Genomic DNA, 16,538 nt, shown 5'->3' with positions numbered 1-16,538 from the left:
GGCAACTGCTACGACAACGCAGCAATGGAGAGTTGGAACCACAGTCTGAAGGTCGAGGCCATCCATGGTGAACACCTCGCCACACGGGAGCAGGCCAAGGCTCATGTGTTTGACTACATTGAGGTTGACTACAATCGGATCCGGCTGCACTCGACCCTGGGCTACCTCAGCCCAGAGCAGTACGAGCTGGCCAACGTCGCTTAGATAGGTGTCCGTAAATCAGGGGCAAGATCACGGATAACAACGAAGAAGAGAGGAAAAAGCCTGTGGCTGTATTCGAAGTGAACGACATCGTCCAGGCCCTGCGCGACGTGCGCGGCGAATGGCGGGACTCGCAGAAACGCTCGCGCGAGCCGCGGGGGCGCGAGTTCCCATCGCGCGATGCGCTGGCGCAGATCGTGGAACAGCTCAAGGGGGCGCTGTTCCCGATGCGGCTCGGCCCACCGGACCTGCACCACGAGAGCGAGGACTTCTACGTCGGCCACACGCTCGACGCCGCACTGCAGGGCCTGCTGGCCCAGGCGCGGCTGGAACTGGCCTACGTGACCCGCCACGACCCGCGGCCCGAATCCGAGATCGAGCACCAAGCCGAGGGCGCGGTGCGCGAGTTCGCCGCGGCGCTGCCTGGCATCCGCCGCCTGCTCGACAGCGACGTGCTGGCCGCCTTCCAGGGCGACCCGGCGGCGCGCAGCGTCGACGAGGTGCTGCTGTGCTATCCCGGCGTCCTCGCGATGATCCACCACCGCCTGGCCCACAAGCTCTACCGCCTGGGCCTGCCGCTGCTGGCGCGCATCGTCTCCGAGATCGCGCACGGCCAGACCGGCATCGACATCCACCCCGGCGCCACCATCGGCGCCGGGTTCTTTATCGACCACGGCACCGGCGTCGTGATCGGCGAGACGGCCGAGATCGGCGAGCGCGTGCGGGTGTACCAGGCCGTCACGCTGGGCGCCAAGCGCTTCCCGACCGACGAGCACGGCAACCTGCAAAAGGGCCTGCCGCGCCATCCCAAGGTCGAGGACGACGTGGTCATCTACGCCGGCGCCACCATCCTGGGCCGCGTCACGCTGGGCAGGGGCGCCACCATCGGCGGCAACGTCTGGATCACCACCGACGTGCCCGCGGGCGCCAGCGTCACCCAGGCCAGCCTGCAGAACGCACGGGTGGTGGTGCCGTGAGCGCCACGGGATGGAGGGTCGGCGCATGACGGCCCTTGTGGAGAGTTTCGGCCTCGCGGTGCGCCAGCTGCGCGAGGCCAAGGACTGGTCGCAGGAGCAGCTCGCCGAACGCTCCCAGCTCAACCGGTCCTATGTGGGCGAGGTGGAGCGGGGCCGCGTCATCCCGTCCATCGTGACCGCGCAGAAGCTGGCCTTCGCGCTGGAAGTCAACATCGCCGGGCTGTTCGCCCAGTGCGAAGTCATCGAACAGCAACGCACGATCAAAAGAATCAACTTGGCGGCTATAGCCAGTTGATGGGCTGGACGGAAGAGGGCAAACTCCGGCCGCTTTCAAACATTTTCTTATTTGCTTTTTACGGAGTCTTATATGACTGCAACGGTGGGTGGAATCACGGCCTTGGGCGACAACGCAGCGCGCCAGCTGGCCAATGCAACCAAGACCGCGCCCCAGCTGGAGACCATCAGTCCGCGCTGGCTCACCCATCTGCTGCAGTGGGTTCCGGTCGAGGCAGGCATCTACCGCCTCAACAAGGTCAAGAACCCCGAGTCGATCAAGGTCACCTGCACCGCGCGCGAGGACGAGAACCAGCTGCCGCGCACCTTCGTCGACTACGAAGAGAACCCGCGCGAATATTTCCTGAACGCCGTGAGCACCGTGCTCGACGTCCACACCCGCATCTCCGACCTCTACAGCAGTCCGCACGACCAGATCAAGGAGCAGCTGCGCCTGACGATCGAAACGATCAAGGAGAACCAGGAGAGCGAGCTGATCAACAACCCGGACTACGGCCTGCTGGCCCAGGTGACGGAAGAACAGCGCATCTTCCCGCTGACCGGCGCGCCCACGCCGGACGACCTCGACGAATTGCTGACCAAGGTCTGGAAGGAGCCGGCCTTCTTCCTGACCCACCCGCTGGTCATCGCCGCCTTCGGCCGCGAAGCCACCCGCCGCGGCACGCCGCCGCCGACCGTGAGCCTGTTCGGCTCACAATTCATCACCTGGCGCGGCATCCCGCTGATCCCGTCGAACAAGGTGCCGGTGGCCGACGGCAAGAGCAAGATCCTGCTGCTGCGCGTGGGCGACAAGCGCCAGGGCGTGGTCGGCCTGTACCAGCCGGGCCTGGCCGGCGAACAGAGCCCGGGCCTTTCGGTGCGCTTCATGGGCATCAACAACCACGCGATCGCCTCGTACCTGATCTCGCTGTACTGCTCACTGGCCGTGCTCACGACCGACGCGCTGGCGGTGCTCGACGACGTCGAGATCAACAGGTACCACGACTACTCCGCCCTGGACACCTACCGTTGAGCGGCCGGGGCACGGTGAAGTAAGTGAGTACCTTGACCTCCACCCCTCCGCGCGTGCCGCAGGAGACGGAGCTGCCGATCGACGCGGCGCTGCTCGCGCGCATGGCCAACGCCATGTTCGCCGCACTGCCGACCGAAGTTGGCGGCCCGGTCGGCGCGCACACCGTCGCGGGGCTGCCGTCCACGCCGCCGGGCAGCCTGCCCGGCGCGGGCCAGGCCTCGCCGCTGCCCGGCGTGCAGGCGCCGGCCAACATCGCGCCGCCCGGCTCGCCGCTCGCGAGTCCGGCCGGCTTCGGCCCGTCGGTGCCCGGCACGCCGCTGCCGCAGGGCACCATCCCGGGCGCCAACCTCGTGCCGGCCTCGCCGACGCAACTGCCGAGCCTCGCGAACCGCGCCCCGGCGCTGGTGCCGCATGCGGTCGCCGGCAACGGCGTGCCCGACACCGTGCTCTCCACGCTGCCGGCCTACGCGCCGCGGCTGGGCAGCCAGGTCCAGGGCGTGCCCGAGGCCGTGGCCGTCGCGCCGCAGCAGGCGGCCGCGCATCCGGCCCAACCGACGCCGTTCTACTGGCAGGGCCAGCAGCCCTCGCCGGGCGGGCGGGATCCGGTGTCGACCGAGCGTATCCTCGACGAACTCGCGCACCAGCCGTTCGGCCATCCGGGCGGCAGCGACGTGCGCGGCCTGCTCACGCCGGCCGCGCCGGGCCTGCTCGGTGTGCCCGCGCAGCAGCCGCCGACGCGCGGCCTCGCGCAGCCGTCGGCCGAGCCGCAGTACTACTTCACCGACAGCGTGGTGCTGACCAGCGGCTATGTCACGCCGGCCAAGCCCGCGCCGCACGGCACGGCGCCGCTGGCCGCGGCCGACCGGCACCCGCCGTTCGATGTGCATGCGATCCGCCGCGACTTCCCGGTGCTCGCCGAGCGCGTCAACGGCCGCCAGCTCGTCTGGTTCGACAACGCCGCCACCACGCACAAGCCGAAGTCGGTCATCGACCGCATCAGCCACTTCTACGAGCACGAGAACTCGAACATCCACCGCGCGGCGCATGAACTCGCCGCCCGCGCCACGGACGCCTACGAAGGCGCCCGCCAGCGGGTGAAGAACTTCATCAACGCGCCGGACGTCAACGAAGTCATCTTCGTGCGCGGCACCACCGAGGCGATCAACCTCGTGGCCAAGAGCTGGGGCTGGCAGCATGTGGGCGAGGGCGACGAGATCATCGTCTCCAACCTCGAACACCACGCCAACATCGTGCCGTGGCAGCAGCTGGCCGCTGCCAAGGGCGCGAAGCTGCGCGTGATTCCGGTGGACGATTCGGGCCAGGTGCTGCTCGACGAGTACCGCAAGCTGCTCAACGACCGCACCAAGATCGTCTCGGTCACGCAGGTGTCCAACGCGCTCGGCACCGTGGTCCCGGTCAAGGAGATCGTGGAGCTGGCCCATCGCGCGGGCGCCAAGGCGCTGGTCGACGGCGCGCAGTCGGTCTCGCACATGCGGGTGGACGTGCAGGACCTCGGCGCGGACTTCTTCGTGTTCTCCGGCCACAAGGTGTTCGGGCCGACCGGCATCGGCGTGGTGTGGGGCAGGCGCGAAGTGCTCGAGGACATGCCCCCGTGGCAGGGCGGCGGCAACATGATCGCCGACGTCACGTTCGAGAAGACCGTGTTCCAGCCGATACCGAACAAGTTCGAGGCCGGCACCGGCAACATCGCCGACGCAGTGGGCCTGGGCGCGGCGATCGACTACGTCAACCGCGTGGGCATCGAGAATATCGCGCGCTACGAGCACGACCTGCTGGTCTACGGCATGCAGCACCTCGGTGCAATCCGCGGCGTGCGGCTGATCGGCACCGCGGCCGACAAGGCCAGCGTGATGTCGTTCGTGCTGGCCGGATACTCTACGGAGGAGGTCGGCAAGGCGCTCAACGAGGAAGGCATCGCGGTGCGCACCGGCCACCACTGCGCGCAGCCGATCCTGCGGCGCTTCGGCGTCGAGACCACGGTGCGGCCGTCGCTCGCGTTCTACAACACCTACGAAGAGATCGACCGCCTGGTTGCCGTGGTGCAGCAGCTCGCAGGCCAGCGCCGCGCCGGCTGATTCCTGGCAGACGGAACGAACGAGGGCCCGCCGGCCATGCCGGCGGGCCCTCTCTGCATTGCGCGGCGGACCTGCCTAGAAAAGTGCTTCGCCGGGCGGAGCATTCGCCGAGATCTCGATCATCTCGGTGGTCATCTGTTCCTGCCGGGCCTGCTGGCTCGCGCGCTCGATCTCGACGTGGCGGGTTTCGAGGTTTTTCTGCGCCCTGGCCATGGCCTCAACCCTTGCCTGCGCTTCGGCGGCAATGCCCTGCATCAGCGCCTCGGCCACCCCGGCGAAGAGTGCCTCGGCCAGCAGTCCGATCCAGAGTTGCGCAGGCGCAAGCGTCGTCAGCGGGGGCTGCGCACGAGCCGGTGCCTGCGGCAGGACTGGCGGGAAAAGCCTGCGCGCAGCGGGCGCGCCATCCCGCCGGTCATCCATCGCCAGCACAGAGATGGGGCCGGGGTAGCGGCTCTGCTGCTCCAGAAGCGCATCGGTGATCCGGCTGGCCAGATCGGGAACCGCCGCGATATGGGCGGGCAGATCGTCGGACCATTCGGCGCTCAATCCGGCTTCTTCCAGCATGGCGAGACTGCGGCGGCCGACCACGAGCAGTGCCTGTCCGGCCGCCAACATCTCGCGTGCAGCAGAGGCGATACGGACGGGATAGGCGCCGGAAAATCCCTGCGCTGCACCGACGACCAGCAACTGCCCCGGTCCGGCGGGGTGCGGCGGCGCCGGCGTCCCCGCCAGGGCGCCTGTCAGCGCTGCCTGCAGCGTTTCGGCGTAGAGGCGAACCGCGTCCGCGGCCGCCCGGGCCTCCGTAGATTGTCCCGAGGCGATGGCGCGCAGCGCGCCCACGACCTGGCCGATCTCGTCGAGCCCTTTGAGCCGGTTCTGCAGATCCTCGAGCCGCTCGGCCATCGCCGCCTCCTATCCAGGGCCGGCAGGCCCGAGCGCCGCGCGCACCACGTCCAGGAGCGCGGCCCTCTGGGCATCGTCGAGCGCCGACAGGTCGGCGGCAAGCGCGGCGAGCCGCGGCTCGCCGGCGATGCGCGCGGTGAGGCCGGCCTGCAGCGCGGCGAGCCGCGTCGGATCGACATCGTCGAACAGTCCCTCGGCGAGTCCGGCCAGAAGCGCTATCTGCACGATCAGCGGAAGCGGCGCGAGGCGCGGCTGGGAAAGCAGCGCCTCGATCCGCTCGCCCCGCTTCATCCGCGTCTTCATCGCCGCATCGCCGAAACCGCCGAAGCGGGAGAACATCTTCATCTCCAGATACTGCATATAGGCCAGGCGCAGCCGGCCGGCCACCGCCTTCATCGCGCCCCATTGCGCCTTGCCGCCCACCCGGCTGACCGAGAGGCCCACATCGACCGCCGGGCGCTGGTTGGCGGCGAACAGGCTCTGGCTGGTGACGATCTGGCCGTCGGAGATCGAGATGAGGTTGGTCGGGATATAGGCCGAGAGGTTGCCGGCCTCGATCTCCGCGATCGGCAGCGCGGTCAGCGAGCCGCCGCCCTGCGCCTTCGACATCTTGGCCGAGCGTTCCAGCAGGCGCGCGTGCAGGTAGAAGATGTCGCCCGGATAGGCTTCGCGCCCCGGCGGCTGGCGGGACAGCAGGGCAAGCTCCCGATGGGTGGCGGCGTGCTTGGTCAGGTCGTCGTAGACGATCAGCACGTGGTCGCCCCGGTCGCGGAACCATTCTGCGATCGAGGTGGCGGAGAAAGGCGCCAGCCATTGCAGCCCGGGCTCGGCCGTCGCCTCGGCCACGACGAAGATGCTGCGCGACGGATCCCCCCGGGTACGCACCGCCTCGATCACCCGGCGCACGGCCGACATGCGCTGTCCGATGGCGACATAGACGCAGATGAGGCCGCCGCCCGCCTTGGCCGCTTGGTTGACGATGGTGTCGACGGCGATGGACGTCTTGCCGGTCTGCCGTTCGCCGATGATCAGTTCGCGCTGGCCCCGGCCGATGGCGAACAGCGCGTCGACGACGAGGATGCCCGTCTCTACCGTCTCCGAAACGAAATCGCGCTCAATGATCGCCGGTGCCGGGCGCTCGGCGGGCAGCGTCCGGGCGGCGGCGGGCGCCGGCGCGCCGTCGAGCGGCCGGCCGAGCGGGTCGAGCACCCGGCCCAGCAGCGCCTCCCCCACCGGCACCGAGGCGATCCGGCCGCTGCGCGTCACGGCGGACCCGGCTGTCACGCCCGCCATCGGGTCGAGCAAGGCGACGTGCAGGCCGTCCTTTGCGAGCGTCATCACGAAGCCGCGGGCGCCGGTGGAGAAGGTGACGATTTCGTTGAGCTGCGCCCCGGGCAGGCCGGTCACGTTGGCAAGCCCGTCGGCGATGGCGGCGACGGTGCCCCGTTCCTCGACGGTCGCGCCAAGCGTGGCGGCGGTGACGCGGGCTTTCAGCGCGTCCAGGGGATCGCTCATGGCAGTACCTTCGCGCTCACGTGCTGCGGTGCGGACTTCTTCGGGCGGCCGGGTGAGGCTCATGCCGGTCCGCCCTGCGGCTGCGCCTCCCGCATCGCCGCGGCGATCCGGTCGAGATCATGGGCCAGCGAATTGCGCACCACGCCGGCGGCCGAGCGCAGCTCCAGTCCTGCGATCAGCGCGGGATCCCGTTCGACGCCCGGCGCGATGCCGAAGGGGGCCAGCGCCCTCTGCGCGGCGGCGAGGTCGTCGGGCGAGAGCGGCGCGGCGGAAACCAGGGTCAGCGCGCTGCCGGCGAGAATCGCCTCGCGTTCGCTGGCGGTGAGGGCGCTCAGCGCATCCGCCAGCCGCTGCGCATAGCCCGCGATGCCCGGCGGCTGGGCCGAGAGTGCCCGCGCCGCGACGACCAAGGCCAGATCGCGCGCCTGCTCGAGGAGCTTCGCCGCAGCCTCTCCGGCCTGCCGCTCCAGTAGTGCCTTGCCGTCGGCGAGGATCCGGGCCGCCTCGGCGTGTGCCTGGTCGAGGACTGCCCTGCGCTGCGCCTCGGCTTCAGCTTGGGTCTGCTGCATGAGGCCACGGCGGGCGGCGGCGGTGGCCTTCGCCTCGGCCAGCGCCCGGGCGGCGGCAGCCGTGGCTTCGGCCCTCGCCGTCTCAGCCGCCTTCAGCACCGCGTCGGTCTCGGCCTGCCGCCTGGCGATCACGTCGGCGACGGGGCGAAACAGGAAGTGGCGCAGCAGCGCCAGCAGCACGACGACGTTGACCAGCTGGAACGCGAAGGTCGCCCAGTCGAACTTCATTTCACGAAGGGGTTGGCGAAGAGCAGGAGCAGCGCGATGACCAGGCAGTAGATCGCCATCGTCTCGATCATCGCGAGGCCGACGAAGAGCGTGCGCGAGATGGTGCCCGCCGATTCCGGCTGGCGGGCGATGGCCTCCATCGCGGCAGCGACGGCGCGTCCCTCGGCCAGCGCCGGCCCGATGGCGCCGAGTCCCACGGCAAAGGCGGCCGAGACGATGCTTGCGATCTGGATCAGGTCATTCATGCGGTTTCTCCTTCGATTGCGCGGGCTCGCCGCCCTCCGGGCTGATGGCCGAGCCGATGAAGACCAGCGCCAGCATGGCGAAGATATAGGCCTGCACCGCCCCGGTCAGCATGTCCAGCGCCATCAGCGGGATCGGCACCAGCAGCCCTGCCAGCGACAGCACGATGCCGACGACGAAGACGCCGCTCATCACGTTGCCGAAGAGCCGGACCATCAGCGAGAAGTGCCGGGTGATCTGCTCCACCAGGTTCAGCGGGAGCACCAACCAGCTCGGTCGGGCGAAGGCGGCGAGCCAGCCGCCCAGCCCCTGCGACCGGATGCCCCAGCCGATGCCGGCGGCGAAGACGAGCAGCGCCAGCGCCGCGTCGGTCTCCAGATGGGCGGTCGGCGGCTCGACCCCGGGGATCAGCGAGGACCAGTTGGCGGTCAGGATGAACAGCAGCAGCATGCCGATCAGCGCGCGCAACCGCGCCGGATGGCCGGGCACCGCCGCACCGATCTCGTGGTCGAGCGTGACCACCGCCAGTTCCAGCAGCGCCTGCATGCGGGAGGGCCGCGCCGCCGTCAGCCGGCGCGTCAGCAGCATCGAGCCCGCCGTCAGCACCGCCATCACGCCCCAGGTGGTGACGACCGGCCACGTGACCGTGATCGGCCCCAGGGCGAAGGCGGGCGCGGCGGAAAGCGGTGTGTCGATCATTGCGCGCTCCGTCGTCGCAGGGCGATGGCGCGGCCCGCCGTCAGGCCGGCGGTGCCGGCCAGCAGCGTCGCCGCGCCGCCGCGCGCCAGCAGCCAGAGCACGAGCCCGGCCGCCACCAGGCGCGCGGCCTGGAGGGCGACCGCGATCAGCTGCCCCCGTGTCAGCATCCGCGCGATGGGAGCGAGCGTGGCGAAATGCAGCACCCCCGCACCCAGGCCCGCCAGCGCCGCGATGAACAGGTGAAGCGTCATTGTTCGTGCATCCATCGCAGGGCCAGCCAGAGCCCCAGCGCCGCTCCCAGCATCAGAAGCGCGGCCGCCATCACGATGCCGCTGCCCAGCCACCGGTCGAGCCAGCGGCCCAGCAGCAGCCCCGCCAGCGTCGGGATCGTCATGGTCCAGCCCAGCACGCCGATCTGTCCGAAGCGGCGGCCCAGCGACGGCTCGGGGTCGGCGCGGCCGGCGGCCTCGCGCGCCTCGGCGCGGCGAGCGGCAGCCTCGGTCGGGTCGAGGGGGCGCTGTCCTGTCACTGGAGATCCTCCGTGTTCAGGCCGGGCGTGTCGGCGCCGCCGGAGAGCTGGCGCATCAGCTGGCGGATGGCGCGGGCGTGCAGTTGCGTGCCCTGTGCCCGCGCGCGGCGGGCCGCGTCCAGCGCCTCGGCCCGCGCGGCGGCGACCCGGGCCTGCAGCGAGGCGAGGTCGTCGCCGAAGACGGCTTCGCGGCAGGCGATCCGCACCGCGCGTCCGCCGGTGACGGCGAGCACGCCGCCGCGCAGCGCGGCATAGCGCCAGTGCCCGGCACTGCCCAGCCAGCGCACCACGCCCGCCCCGATCACGGTGAGGAAATCGGCGTGGCCCGGGCGAATGCCGAAGTCGCCGCTGGCGTCCTCGGCCCGCAGCGAGGTCACCGCATCGTCGCGCAGCGCGATCCGCAAGGGCGTGGCCACGGAAAGGGCAAGCGTGGGCGTCATGCCGCCTTCTTCCGGCGCGCATCCTCGCGCGCCCGCGCCTCTTCCAGCGTGCCGACCATGTAGAGCGATCCCTCGTCCCAGTCGTCGCACGCGCCGGCGATGATCGCGCGGCAGCCGGCGATGGTATCGGCCACGGCGACGCTGCGCCCCTCCATGCCGGTGAAGGCGGCGGCGACGAAGAAGGGCTGGGTCATGAAGCGCTGCAGCCGCCGCGCGCGGCCCACCAGGCGCTGTTCGTCGCGGCTGAGTTCCTCGACACCCAGCAGGGCGATCACGTCGCGCATCTCGTTGTAGTGCTCGATCAGCTCGCGCACTGCGGCGGCGGTGGCCGTGTGCTCCTCGCCCACCACCGAGACGTCGAGCAGCGTCGAGTTCGTGCGCAGCGGGTCGATCGCCGGGTAGATGCCCTGCGCCGCCAGGTCCCGCGACAGCACCACGGTACTGTCCATGTGCGTGCTGATGGCGGCGACGGCCGGGTCGGTGAAGTCGTCCGCCGGCACATAGACCGCCTCGATCGCGGTCACGGCGGCGTGGCCGGCGGAGGCGATGCGTTCCTGCAGCGCCGCGACTTCGGTCGCCAGCGTCGGCTGGTAGCCCACGCGCGAGGACATCCGGCCCAGCAGCCCCGAGATCTCCGAGCCCGCCTGCACGAAGCGAAAGACGTTGTCCATCAGCAGCAGGACGTTGCGCCCCTCGGCATCGCGCACGTGTTCGGCCATGGCCAGCGCGGCCAGCGGCACCCTCCAGCGCGCGCCGGGCGGCTCGTTCATCTGGCCGTAGACCAGGACGGTGCGGTCGAGGACGCCGTAGTTGCGCATGTCATGGAGCATTTCGTGCCCCTCGCGCGAGCGCTCGCCGATGCCGGCGAAGACGGAGATGCCGTCGTAACCCGACACCATGGCGTGGATGAGTTCGGTGACCAGCACCGTCTTGCCCACCCCTGCGCCGCCGAACATCGCGGCCTTGCCGCCCTGCGCCAGCGGAGCCAGCAGGTCCAGCACCTTGATCCCGGTCGTGAAGAGCTTCACCTCGGGCGCCTGGCCCGCCAGCGGCGGCGCGGGCTGGTGCACGGCGCGGCGCGGCGTGTCCGCGGGCAGCGCGGGGCCGCCGTCGCCGGTGTTCCCCAGCACGTCCAGCAGCCGCCCCAGCACCGCCCGGCCCACCGGCACCTGGATCGGCGCGCCGGTCAGCCGCACCTGCATCAGACGCGACAGCCCCTGCGTCGGGCGCAGCGCGATGGCGCGGAAATGGCGTGCATCGACATGCGACTCCACCTCGCAGACCACGGCGGCGCCGTCGGGATCGACGATCACCGCATCGTTGATGGCCGGCAGCGCGCCCTCGCTGGCCATCTCCAGCACCGGCCCGCGCACGGCGGTCACGAAAGCGGTGCCCTCAGCCATCGGCCAGTGCCTCCAGCGGCGCAATGGCCTTTGCCTTCAGGGCCGCCTGTTGCGCGTGCAATGCGGCCCGCAGGAGCCATGGCTGCAGGCAAAGGCCGGCCTGCACCTGGCGTTCGTCCGTCATCGAACCCGGGGCCTGCCGGCATCCTGCCGCTGCGACAGAATCCACCTGCCGATGACCGGCCAGGTCTCGGCAATGGTTCTGTGCCCCATGAAAAGCCCGATGTGGCCGCCCGGCACGAGGGCGCTTTCGAGCAGATGTGCGGGCGTACCGAGCAGATCCTTCGCTGCGAAGACCTGCTCCTTGGTGGTGATGTCGTCATCCTCTCCGGCCAGAAGATAGGTCGGGCAGGTGATGTCCTTGAGGCTCAGCGTCCGGCCGAGTCCGGTGAAGCGGCCCTTGGCGAACAGGTTTTCCTTGAAGAGCAGGCGGATCGCCTGAAGGTAATAGCTTCCCGGCAGGTCGAGCGGGTTCTCGTACCAGCTTTCGAAATGCTTCGTCCGGGCCACATAGTCCGCGTCGCCGGCATGTTCGAACAGATCGACATACTTTCGCAGGTATTGCTGGTCCGGATGCATGTTCTTCCAGCCCGCCAGCATGAAGCGCCCCGGCATGCGCCCGCCACCCATGTCGACCATTTTCTCGTAGGTCGACAGCGGAATGGTATGGGCCAATTGCCGGATCGGGCCGTGGCCGGCATCCGTGTCGATGGGCGAGCCTGCCAGGACCAGCGAGGCGACCTTGTGCGGAAAGCGCGCGGCAAGCATCGCCGACAGCCAACCGCCCTGGCACAGGCCTACCAGGCTGACCCGTCCACCCAGTTCGTCGATGGCGACATTCAGTTCTTCCAGATAGGTGTCAATCGAGAAATAGCGCATCTCCTGCGTAGCGGATTTCCAGTCCGTCACCCATACCGCGTCTGTTCCTGCGCCGATCAGCGCGGCGACCAGACTCTGCCGTTCGTCGAAAGCGGCGATGGTCGCGCCATGGCCGGCAAAGGGGGCATCGATCAGGACCGGAACCCCCTTGCCGGGATGGCCGAATTGCCGCAGCCGCATGGTCGGCAGGTCCAGCCGGACCGTGTTCGGCGTATGCCAGGCCGGCGGCGGAGGATGGTCGATCTGCGCTGCCTTGCCGAGGAAATCGAAGAACCTTGCTGCCGCACCAAACGCCGAGCCTTCCATTCGCGCAGCGGCCGCCGGCGGCCAGAAGAAGGGTAGTGCATGGCCGGCAGCGCCGTTCGCCACAGGATTCGACGGCTCGGGTTTCGGCATGAACTCCATCTCTTGTTCCGCATCGGTTGCCTGGTGGTGCCAGTCTAGGCGATTATCGAGACATCCGTAAACCGCGGTGCGGCTGGCGTTCGGCCTGGTGATCTGCCGTAACCACGGCAGCCACTGCGCCATGTTCATGCGTGTACCGATAAGGTATCGGGATCAATGCCTGGCGGCAAGGCTGTTGCGCAGCGGGTGGACCTGCTCCTGGTCGCGCGCGCCTGCCTGTGGTCCGGCGCAGCGGTTCCTCCACCTTGCAGCGCGTTCAGGCTTGCGGAAGCGGTTTGCGTCCCGTCGTTGCGGCAAAAGAGGCGGAGCCTGGATAATCGGCGGCTTCCCCCGCCAGGAAGACCGTGCCATGACCCGTCTGACCCTCCATACCGAAGCGACCGCCCCCGAAGAAAGCCGCGTCGGCGTCCAGCGCGCCGCGGCCGCCAACGGCTTTCTGCCCAACCTGATCGGCATCCTGGCCGGTGCGCCCGGCGCGCTGGAGACCTACCAGACCGTGGGCCAGATCAACGCCCGCAGCGAACTCACGCTGGCCGAGCGCGAGGTGGTGCAGATCACCGCCGCGCGCATCCATGGCTGCGACTTCTGCGTGGCCGGCCACACCGCCGTCGCCGTCAAGCAGGCCGGGCTGCCGGCCGATGCCGTCGCCGCCCTGCAGCGCGGCGATGCCACCGGCGACGCCCGGCTCGACGCGGTGCGCGTTTTCACCGAAGCCGTCATCGCGCGCCGCGGCGCGGTGGAAGACGCCCAGCTGGCCGCCTTCCGCGACGCCGGCTTCAGCGAGCGCCAGGCGCTCGAAGTGGTGCTGGGCGTGAGCCTGGCCACGCTGTGCAACTTTGCCAACACGCTGGCGCAGAGCCCCGTCAACCCGCAGCTGCAACCGTGGCTGCCCGAGAACTTCCCGGCGTCGCGCCAGCCGGCCCGACCCGGTGCGCATGGAGGTGCGGATGCCCGCTGAACTGCTGCAATGGCTCGACGCGCATGCCGAGTCGCTCGACAACGACGCAACCCATGCGAGCGAGGTGATCCCGCGCCTGGCGCAGGCCGGGCTGTTCGGCATCGCCGTGCCGCGCGACCTGGGCGGCCGGGGCGGCACGCTGCCCGAGGCGATCGAGGCCATCGCCGACGTGGCCGGCCGATCGCTGTCGGCCGCGTTCGCGTTCTGGGGCCACCGCGCCTTCATCGAATACGTGCTGCAGACGCCCAACGTCGCGCTGCGCGAGCGCTGGCTGCCGGGCCTGCTGGCCGGCACGCTGGCCGGCGCGACCGGGCTGTCGAACGCGATGAAGTACCTCTGCGGCATCGAGCAGCTCAACGTGCGCGCGCAGACGCTGCCGGGCCCGGCCTGGAAGCTCCAGGGCAGCGTGCCCTGGTGCACCAACCTGCGGCTCGAAGGCAGCGTGGCGGCCGTGGCCGTGTCGCGCGGCGACGGCGGCGCGCCGCTGGTGGCGGCCCTGCCGTCGGACCGCGCCGGTGTGGTGCGCAGCGCCGACCTGGATCTGATCGCCCTGCGCGGCAGCAACACCGCGGCGCTGGCCATCGAAGGCGCGCTCATCGAGCCGTCGGACCTGCTGCACGAGGACGCCAACCGCTTCCTGCCGCAGGTGCGCCCGGCCTTTCTCGGCCTGCAGCTGGGCCTGTCGATCGGCCTGGCGCGCTCGTCGCTGCAGACCGCGCGCGAGCGTGCCGGCGGCGGCCGCGAGGTGGTGGAGCCTGCGCTGATCGCGCAGCGCAGCCTGCTGGACCGGGCCATCGACGCCGTGTACGAGGGCTTGGCCGATGGCCGCTTTCTGACCAAGCCGCACGAACTGTTCCGACTGCGCCTGGCGCTGGCCGACGTGGTGGCCCAGGCGCTGCAGCTGGAGCTGCAGGCCAGCGGCGGCCGCGCCTACCACCGCGACCAGCCGTCGTACTCGTTCGCGCGGCGCTGGCGCGAAGCCGCCTTCATCCCGATCGTGACGCCGAGCATCACCCAGCTCCAGGGTGAGCTGGCGCGCTGCGCACTGCGCGACGCGGCACCGGCGGCATGAGCGCGGCCGCGGTCGAGCAGGGGGGTATGGGCCCGGAGCGGGCGGATGCCGCCCGCTCTGGAGATGTACTGGAGGCAGTAGATCTATCGTTCAGCTACGGCGGCGCGCAGCCCGTGTTCCGCGGCGTATCGCTCGCCATCGCGCAGCGCGAGATCGTCTGCCTGCTCGGCGGCAGCGGCTGCGGCAAATCCACGCTGCTGCGCATGCTCGGGCGGCTGGAGCCGAACGCGGGCGTGCAGGGCGGCGAGGTGCGCTTCCTCGGCCGGCCGCTGGCCGAGCCGCATCCGCGCGCCGCGCTGGTCTTCCAGCAGCTCAGCCTGCTGCCCTGGCTGGATGCCGCGGGAAACGCCGGCTTCGGCCTCGACTTCGCGCGCCAGCCGCGGACGACCCCGGCCGAACGCCGGCGCCGCGTGGACGAAGCGCTGGCCGCCGTCGGCCTGGCGGGGCAGGGCGGCCGCTACCCGGCGCAGCTCTCGGGCGGCATGGCCCAGCGCGTGGCGCTGGCGCGCGCGCTGGTGCGCGAGCCGCAGCTGCTGCTGGCCGACGAGCCGTTCTCGGCGCTCGATGCCATCACCCGCGCCGAAATGCAGGCCCTGCTGGTCGAGGTGGTGCACCGCTTCCACACCGCCGCGCTGCTGGTCACGCACGACATCGACGAGGCCATCCTCGTGGGCGACCGCGTCCTGCTGATGGGCGGCGCGCCGGGCCGGCCGGCGGGCATCGTGCGCGAATGGCGCGTCGACATTGCCCGCCCGCGCGAATCGCATGCCGAGGCCGTGACGTCCCTGCGGCTGGATATCCTCGCAGCGCTGCACCGGCTGCGCGGCTGAAGCACCGTCCCCCATCGCCACCCGTAGGACCCAGGAAGGAAGCCTATCCATGACGACCGAATCCCGCTCTCTCCACCTCTGCGCCTCGTCCGCCTGCGACTGCGGCATGAGCCGCCGCGACGTGCTGCGCCTGTCGGCCCTGGCCGGCGCCGGCGCGGCCGCGCCGCTGCTGGCCGCCGGCGACGCGCGCCCGCAAGCTTTCAAGGGCGACGACCAGCCGGTCAAGATCGGCTATCTGCCGATCACCGACGCCACGCCGCTGCTCGTCGCGCACGGCCGCGGCCTGTTCGAGCGCGCGGGCCTCAAGGTCGAGGCGCCGCGCCTGTTCCGCTCGTGGGCCCAGATCGTCGAGGCCTTCGTCTCGGGCCAGGTCAACGTCATCCACCTGCTGTCGCCGGCCACGCTGTGGGTGCGCTACGGCACGAAGTTCCCGGCCAAGATCGTCGCGTGGAACCACCTCAACGGCTCGGCCGTCACCGTGCTGCCCGAGATCCATTCGGTCAAGGACCTGGGCGGGCGCACCGTGGCCGTGCCGTTCTGGTATTCGATCCACAACATCCTGCTCCAGCAGCTGCTGCGCGAAGGCGGCCTGACCGCCGTGACCCGCGCGCGCGGCGCCGCGGTGGCGCCCAACGAGGTCAACCTCGTCGTACTGGCGCCGGCCGAGATGGTGTCGGCGCTGGCGTCGAAGTCGATCGCCGGCTACATCGTGGCCGACCCGTTCAATGCCGCGGCCGAGATCTCGGGCGTGGGCAAGATCCTGCGGTTCTCGGGCGACGTCTGGAAGGACCATGCCTGCTGCGTGACCTTCCTGGCCGAGCGCGACCTGGCCGAGAAGCCCGAATGGACCCAGCGCGTGACCGACGCGATCGTGCAGGCCCAGGCCTGGGTGCGCAGCAACCAGCTGGAGACGGCCAAGCTGCTCGCAAGCAGCGATCCGCACCGCTACACGCCGCATCCGCTGCCGGTGCTGGCCAAGGTGCTCGCGGCCACCGACTATTCGGCCTACGAGGCCAGCGGCGTGGTGCGCCACAAGGGCTGGTACCAGCGCCGCATCGACTTCCAGCCGTACCCGTACCCGTCGTACACCGAGCGGCTGGTGCAGGCGATCACGGAAACGAAGGTCGAGGGCGATGCCGGTTTCCTCAAGGGTCTGGACCCGAAGTTCGTCGCGCGCGACCTGGTGGACGACCGCTTCGTGCGCAAGTCCATCGCCAGCGTCGGCGGGCCGTCGGTGTTCGGCCAGCCGGCGGATTTCAAACGCCAGGAAGTCGTGCTGAACTGA

General features: G+C 70.4%; 20 protein-coding genes. 9 read left to right on the top strand and 11 right to left on the bottom strand.

All coding sequences use genetic code 11. The features are described 5' to 3' along the window. The 5 genes from GAK38_RS15895 to GAK38_RS15875 all read left to right on the top strand — a co-directional run. Positions 1-204, top strand: a 204-nt coding sequence (locus GAK38_RS15895; protein ID WP_291779886.1) for an IS3 family transposase, incomplete at its 5' end; no start/stop codon positions are given. Positions 205-266: 62 nt separating this feature from the next. After that, entirely contained in the window at positions 267-1,178 is a 912-nt protein-coding gene (epsC, locus tag GAK38_RS15890; RefSeq protein ID WP_325345781.1) for a serine O-acetyltransferase EpsC, read from the top strand. Between the two features lie 25 nt (positions 1,179-1,203). Then, a complete protein-coding gene (locus GAK38_RS15885; protein WP_325345779.1) occupies positions 1,204-1,473 on the top strand; it encodes a helix-turn-helix domain-containing protein in 270 nt (89 codons plus the stop codon). Positions 1,474-1,545: 72 nt separating this feature from the next. After that, the gene (locus tag GAK38_RS15880; RefSeq protein WP_325345777.1) at positions 1,546-2,484 is read left to right on the top strand and encodes a family 2A encapsulin nanocompartment shell protein; all 939 of its coding nucleotides are present in this window, start codon (positions 1,546-1,548) and stop codon (positions 2,482-2,484) included. Between the two features lie 101 nt (positions 2,485-2,585). Next, positions 2,586-4,580, top strand: a complete 1,995-nt coding sequence (locus GAK38_RS15875) for a family 2A encapsulin nanocompartment cargo protein cysteine desulfurase (protein ID WP_443089230.1) — start codon at positions 2,586-2,588, stop codon at positions 4,578-4,580. Between the two features lie 75 nt (positions 4,581-4,655). Here the strand turns inward: GAK38_RS15875 and GAK38_RS15870 are convergent, their stop codons facing one another. The 11 genes from GAK38_RS15870 to GAK38_RS15820 are packed head-to-tail and all read right to left on the bottom strand — an operon-like array spanning position 4,656 to position 12,384. Next, positions 4,656-5,483 (bottom strand): F0F1 ATP synthase subunit gamma, encoded by an 828-nt coding sequence (locus GAK38_RS15870; RefSeq protein WP_325345773.1) that lies wholly within the window; start codon positions 5,481-5,483, stop codon positions 4,656-4,658. Between the two features lie 9 nt (positions 5,484-5,492). Continuing rightward, positions 5,493-6,998, bottom strand: a complete 1,506-nt coding sequence (locus GAK38_RS15865) for a F0F1 ATP synthase subunit alpha (protein WP_325345771.1) — start codon at positions 6,996-6,998, stop codon at positions 5,493-5,495. A gap of 59 nt (positions 6,999-7,057) precedes the next feature. Next, positions 7,058-7,795: a F0F1 ATP synthase subunit B family protein gene (locus GAK38_RS15860; protein WP_325345770.1), complete on the bottom strand. Its 738-nt coding sequence runs from the start codon at positions 7,793-7,795 to the stop codon at positions 7,058-7,060. Continuing rightward, positions 7,792-8,040, bottom strand: coding sequence for a F0F1 ATP synthase subunit C (locus tag GAK38_RS15855; protein ID WP_325345769.1), 249 nt, complete (start codon positions 8,038-8,040; stop codon positions 7,792-7,794). The genes GAK38_RS15860 and GAK38_RS15855 overlap by 4 nt, the downstream gene beginning before the upstream one ends. Next, a complete protein-coding gene (locus GAK38_RS15850) occupies positions 8,033-8,737 on the bottom strand; it encodes a F0F1 ATP synthase subunit A (RefSeq protein ID WP_325345767.1) in 705 nt (234 codons plus the stop codon). The genes GAK38_RS15855 and GAK38_RS15850 overlap by 8 nt, the downstream gene beginning before the upstream one ends. Beyond that, positions 8,734-8,988 (bottom strand): N-ATPase subunit AtpR, encoded by a 255-nt coding sequence (locus GAK38_RS15845; protein ID WP_325345765.1) that lies wholly within the window; start codon positions 8,986-8,988, stop codon positions 8,734-8,736. The genes GAK38_RS15850 and GAK38_RS15845 overlap by 4 nt, the downstream gene beginning before the upstream one ends. Next, on the bottom strand, positions 8,985-9,266 hold the full coding sequence (locus GAK38_RS15840) for an AtpZ/AtpI family protein (protein WP_443089229.1): 282 nt from the start codon (positions 9,264-9,266) through the stop codon (positions 8,985-8,987). Before GAK38_RS15840 ends, GAK38_RS15845 begins: the two co-directional genes overlap by 4 nt. Beyond that, positions 9,263-9,706, bottom strand: coding sequence for a F0F1 ATP synthase subunit epsilon (locus tag GAK38_RS15835; protein ID WP_325345763.1), 444 nt, complete (start codon positions 9,704-9,706; stop codon positions 9,263-9,265). The genes GAK38_RS15840 and GAK38_RS15835 overlap by 4 nt, the downstream gene beginning before the upstream one ends. Next, positions 9,703-11,109, bottom strand: a complete 1,407-nt coding sequence (gene atpD, locus GAK38_RS15830; protein ID WP_325345761.1) for a F0F1 ATP synthase subunit beta — start codon at positions 11,107-11,109, stop codon at positions 9,703-9,705. Before atpD ends, GAK38_RS15835 begins: the two co-directional genes overlap by 4 nt. Then, positions 11,102-11,233 (bottom strand): hypothetical protein, encoded by a 132-nt coding sequence (locus GAK38_RS15825; RefSeq protein ID WP_325345759.1) that lies wholly within the window; start codon positions 11,231-11,233, stop codon positions 11,102-11,104. Before GAK38_RS15825 ends, atpD begins: the two co-directional genes overlap by 8 nt. After that, positions 11,230-12,384, bottom strand: a complete 1,155-nt coding sequence (locus GAK38_RS15820) for an alpha/beta fold hydrolase (protein WP_325345784.1) — start codon at positions 12,382-12,384, stop codon at positions 11,230-11,232. Before GAK38_RS15820 ends, GAK38_RS15825 begins: the two co-directional genes overlap by 4 nt. Before the next feature lie 358 nt (positions 12,385-12,742). Between GAK38_RS15820 and GAK38_RS15815 the strand changes: the two genes are divergently transcribed. The 4 genes from GAK38_RS15815 to GAK38_RS15800 are packed head-to-tail and all read left to right on the top strand — an operon-like array spanning position 12,743 to position 16,538. Then, positions 12,743-13,351 (top strand): carboxymuconolactone decarboxylase family protein, encoded by a 609-nt coding sequence (locus GAK38_RS15815; RefSeq protein ID WP_325345757.1) that lies wholly within the window; start codon positions 12,743-12,745, stop codon positions 13,349-13,351. Next, positions 13,341-14,423, top strand: a complete 1,083-nt coding sequence (locus tag GAK38_RS15810; RefSeq protein ID WP_325345755.1) for an acyl-CoA dehydrogenase family protein — start codon at positions 13,341-13,343, stop codon at positions 14,421-14,423. The genes GAK38_RS15815 and GAK38_RS15810 overlap by 11 nt, the downstream gene beginning before the upstream one ends. Continuing rightward, positions 14,420-15,253, top strand: a complete 834-nt coding sequence (locus GAK38_RS15805; protein WP_325345753.1) for an ABC transporter ATP-binding protein — start codon at positions 14,420-14,422, stop codon at positions 15,251-15,253. The genes GAK38_RS15810 and GAK38_RS15805 overlap by 4 nt, the downstream gene beginning before the upstream one ends. A 49-nt stretch (positions 15,254-15,302) precedes the next feature. After that, a complete protein-coding gene (locus GAK38_RS15800) occupies positions 15,303-16,538 on the top strand; it encodes an ABC transporter substrate-binding protein (RefSeq protein WP_325345751.1) in 1,236 nt (411 codons plus the stop codon).

This window comes from Xylophilus sp. (assembly GCA_009914555.1).
Taxonomy (GTDB): Bacteria; Pseudomonadota; Gammaproteobacteria; order Burkholderiales; family Burkholderiaceae_C; genus WNDY01.
Note: the sequence above shows the minus strand (reverse complement) of the source record. Positions and strands in the feature narration are given on the sequence as shown.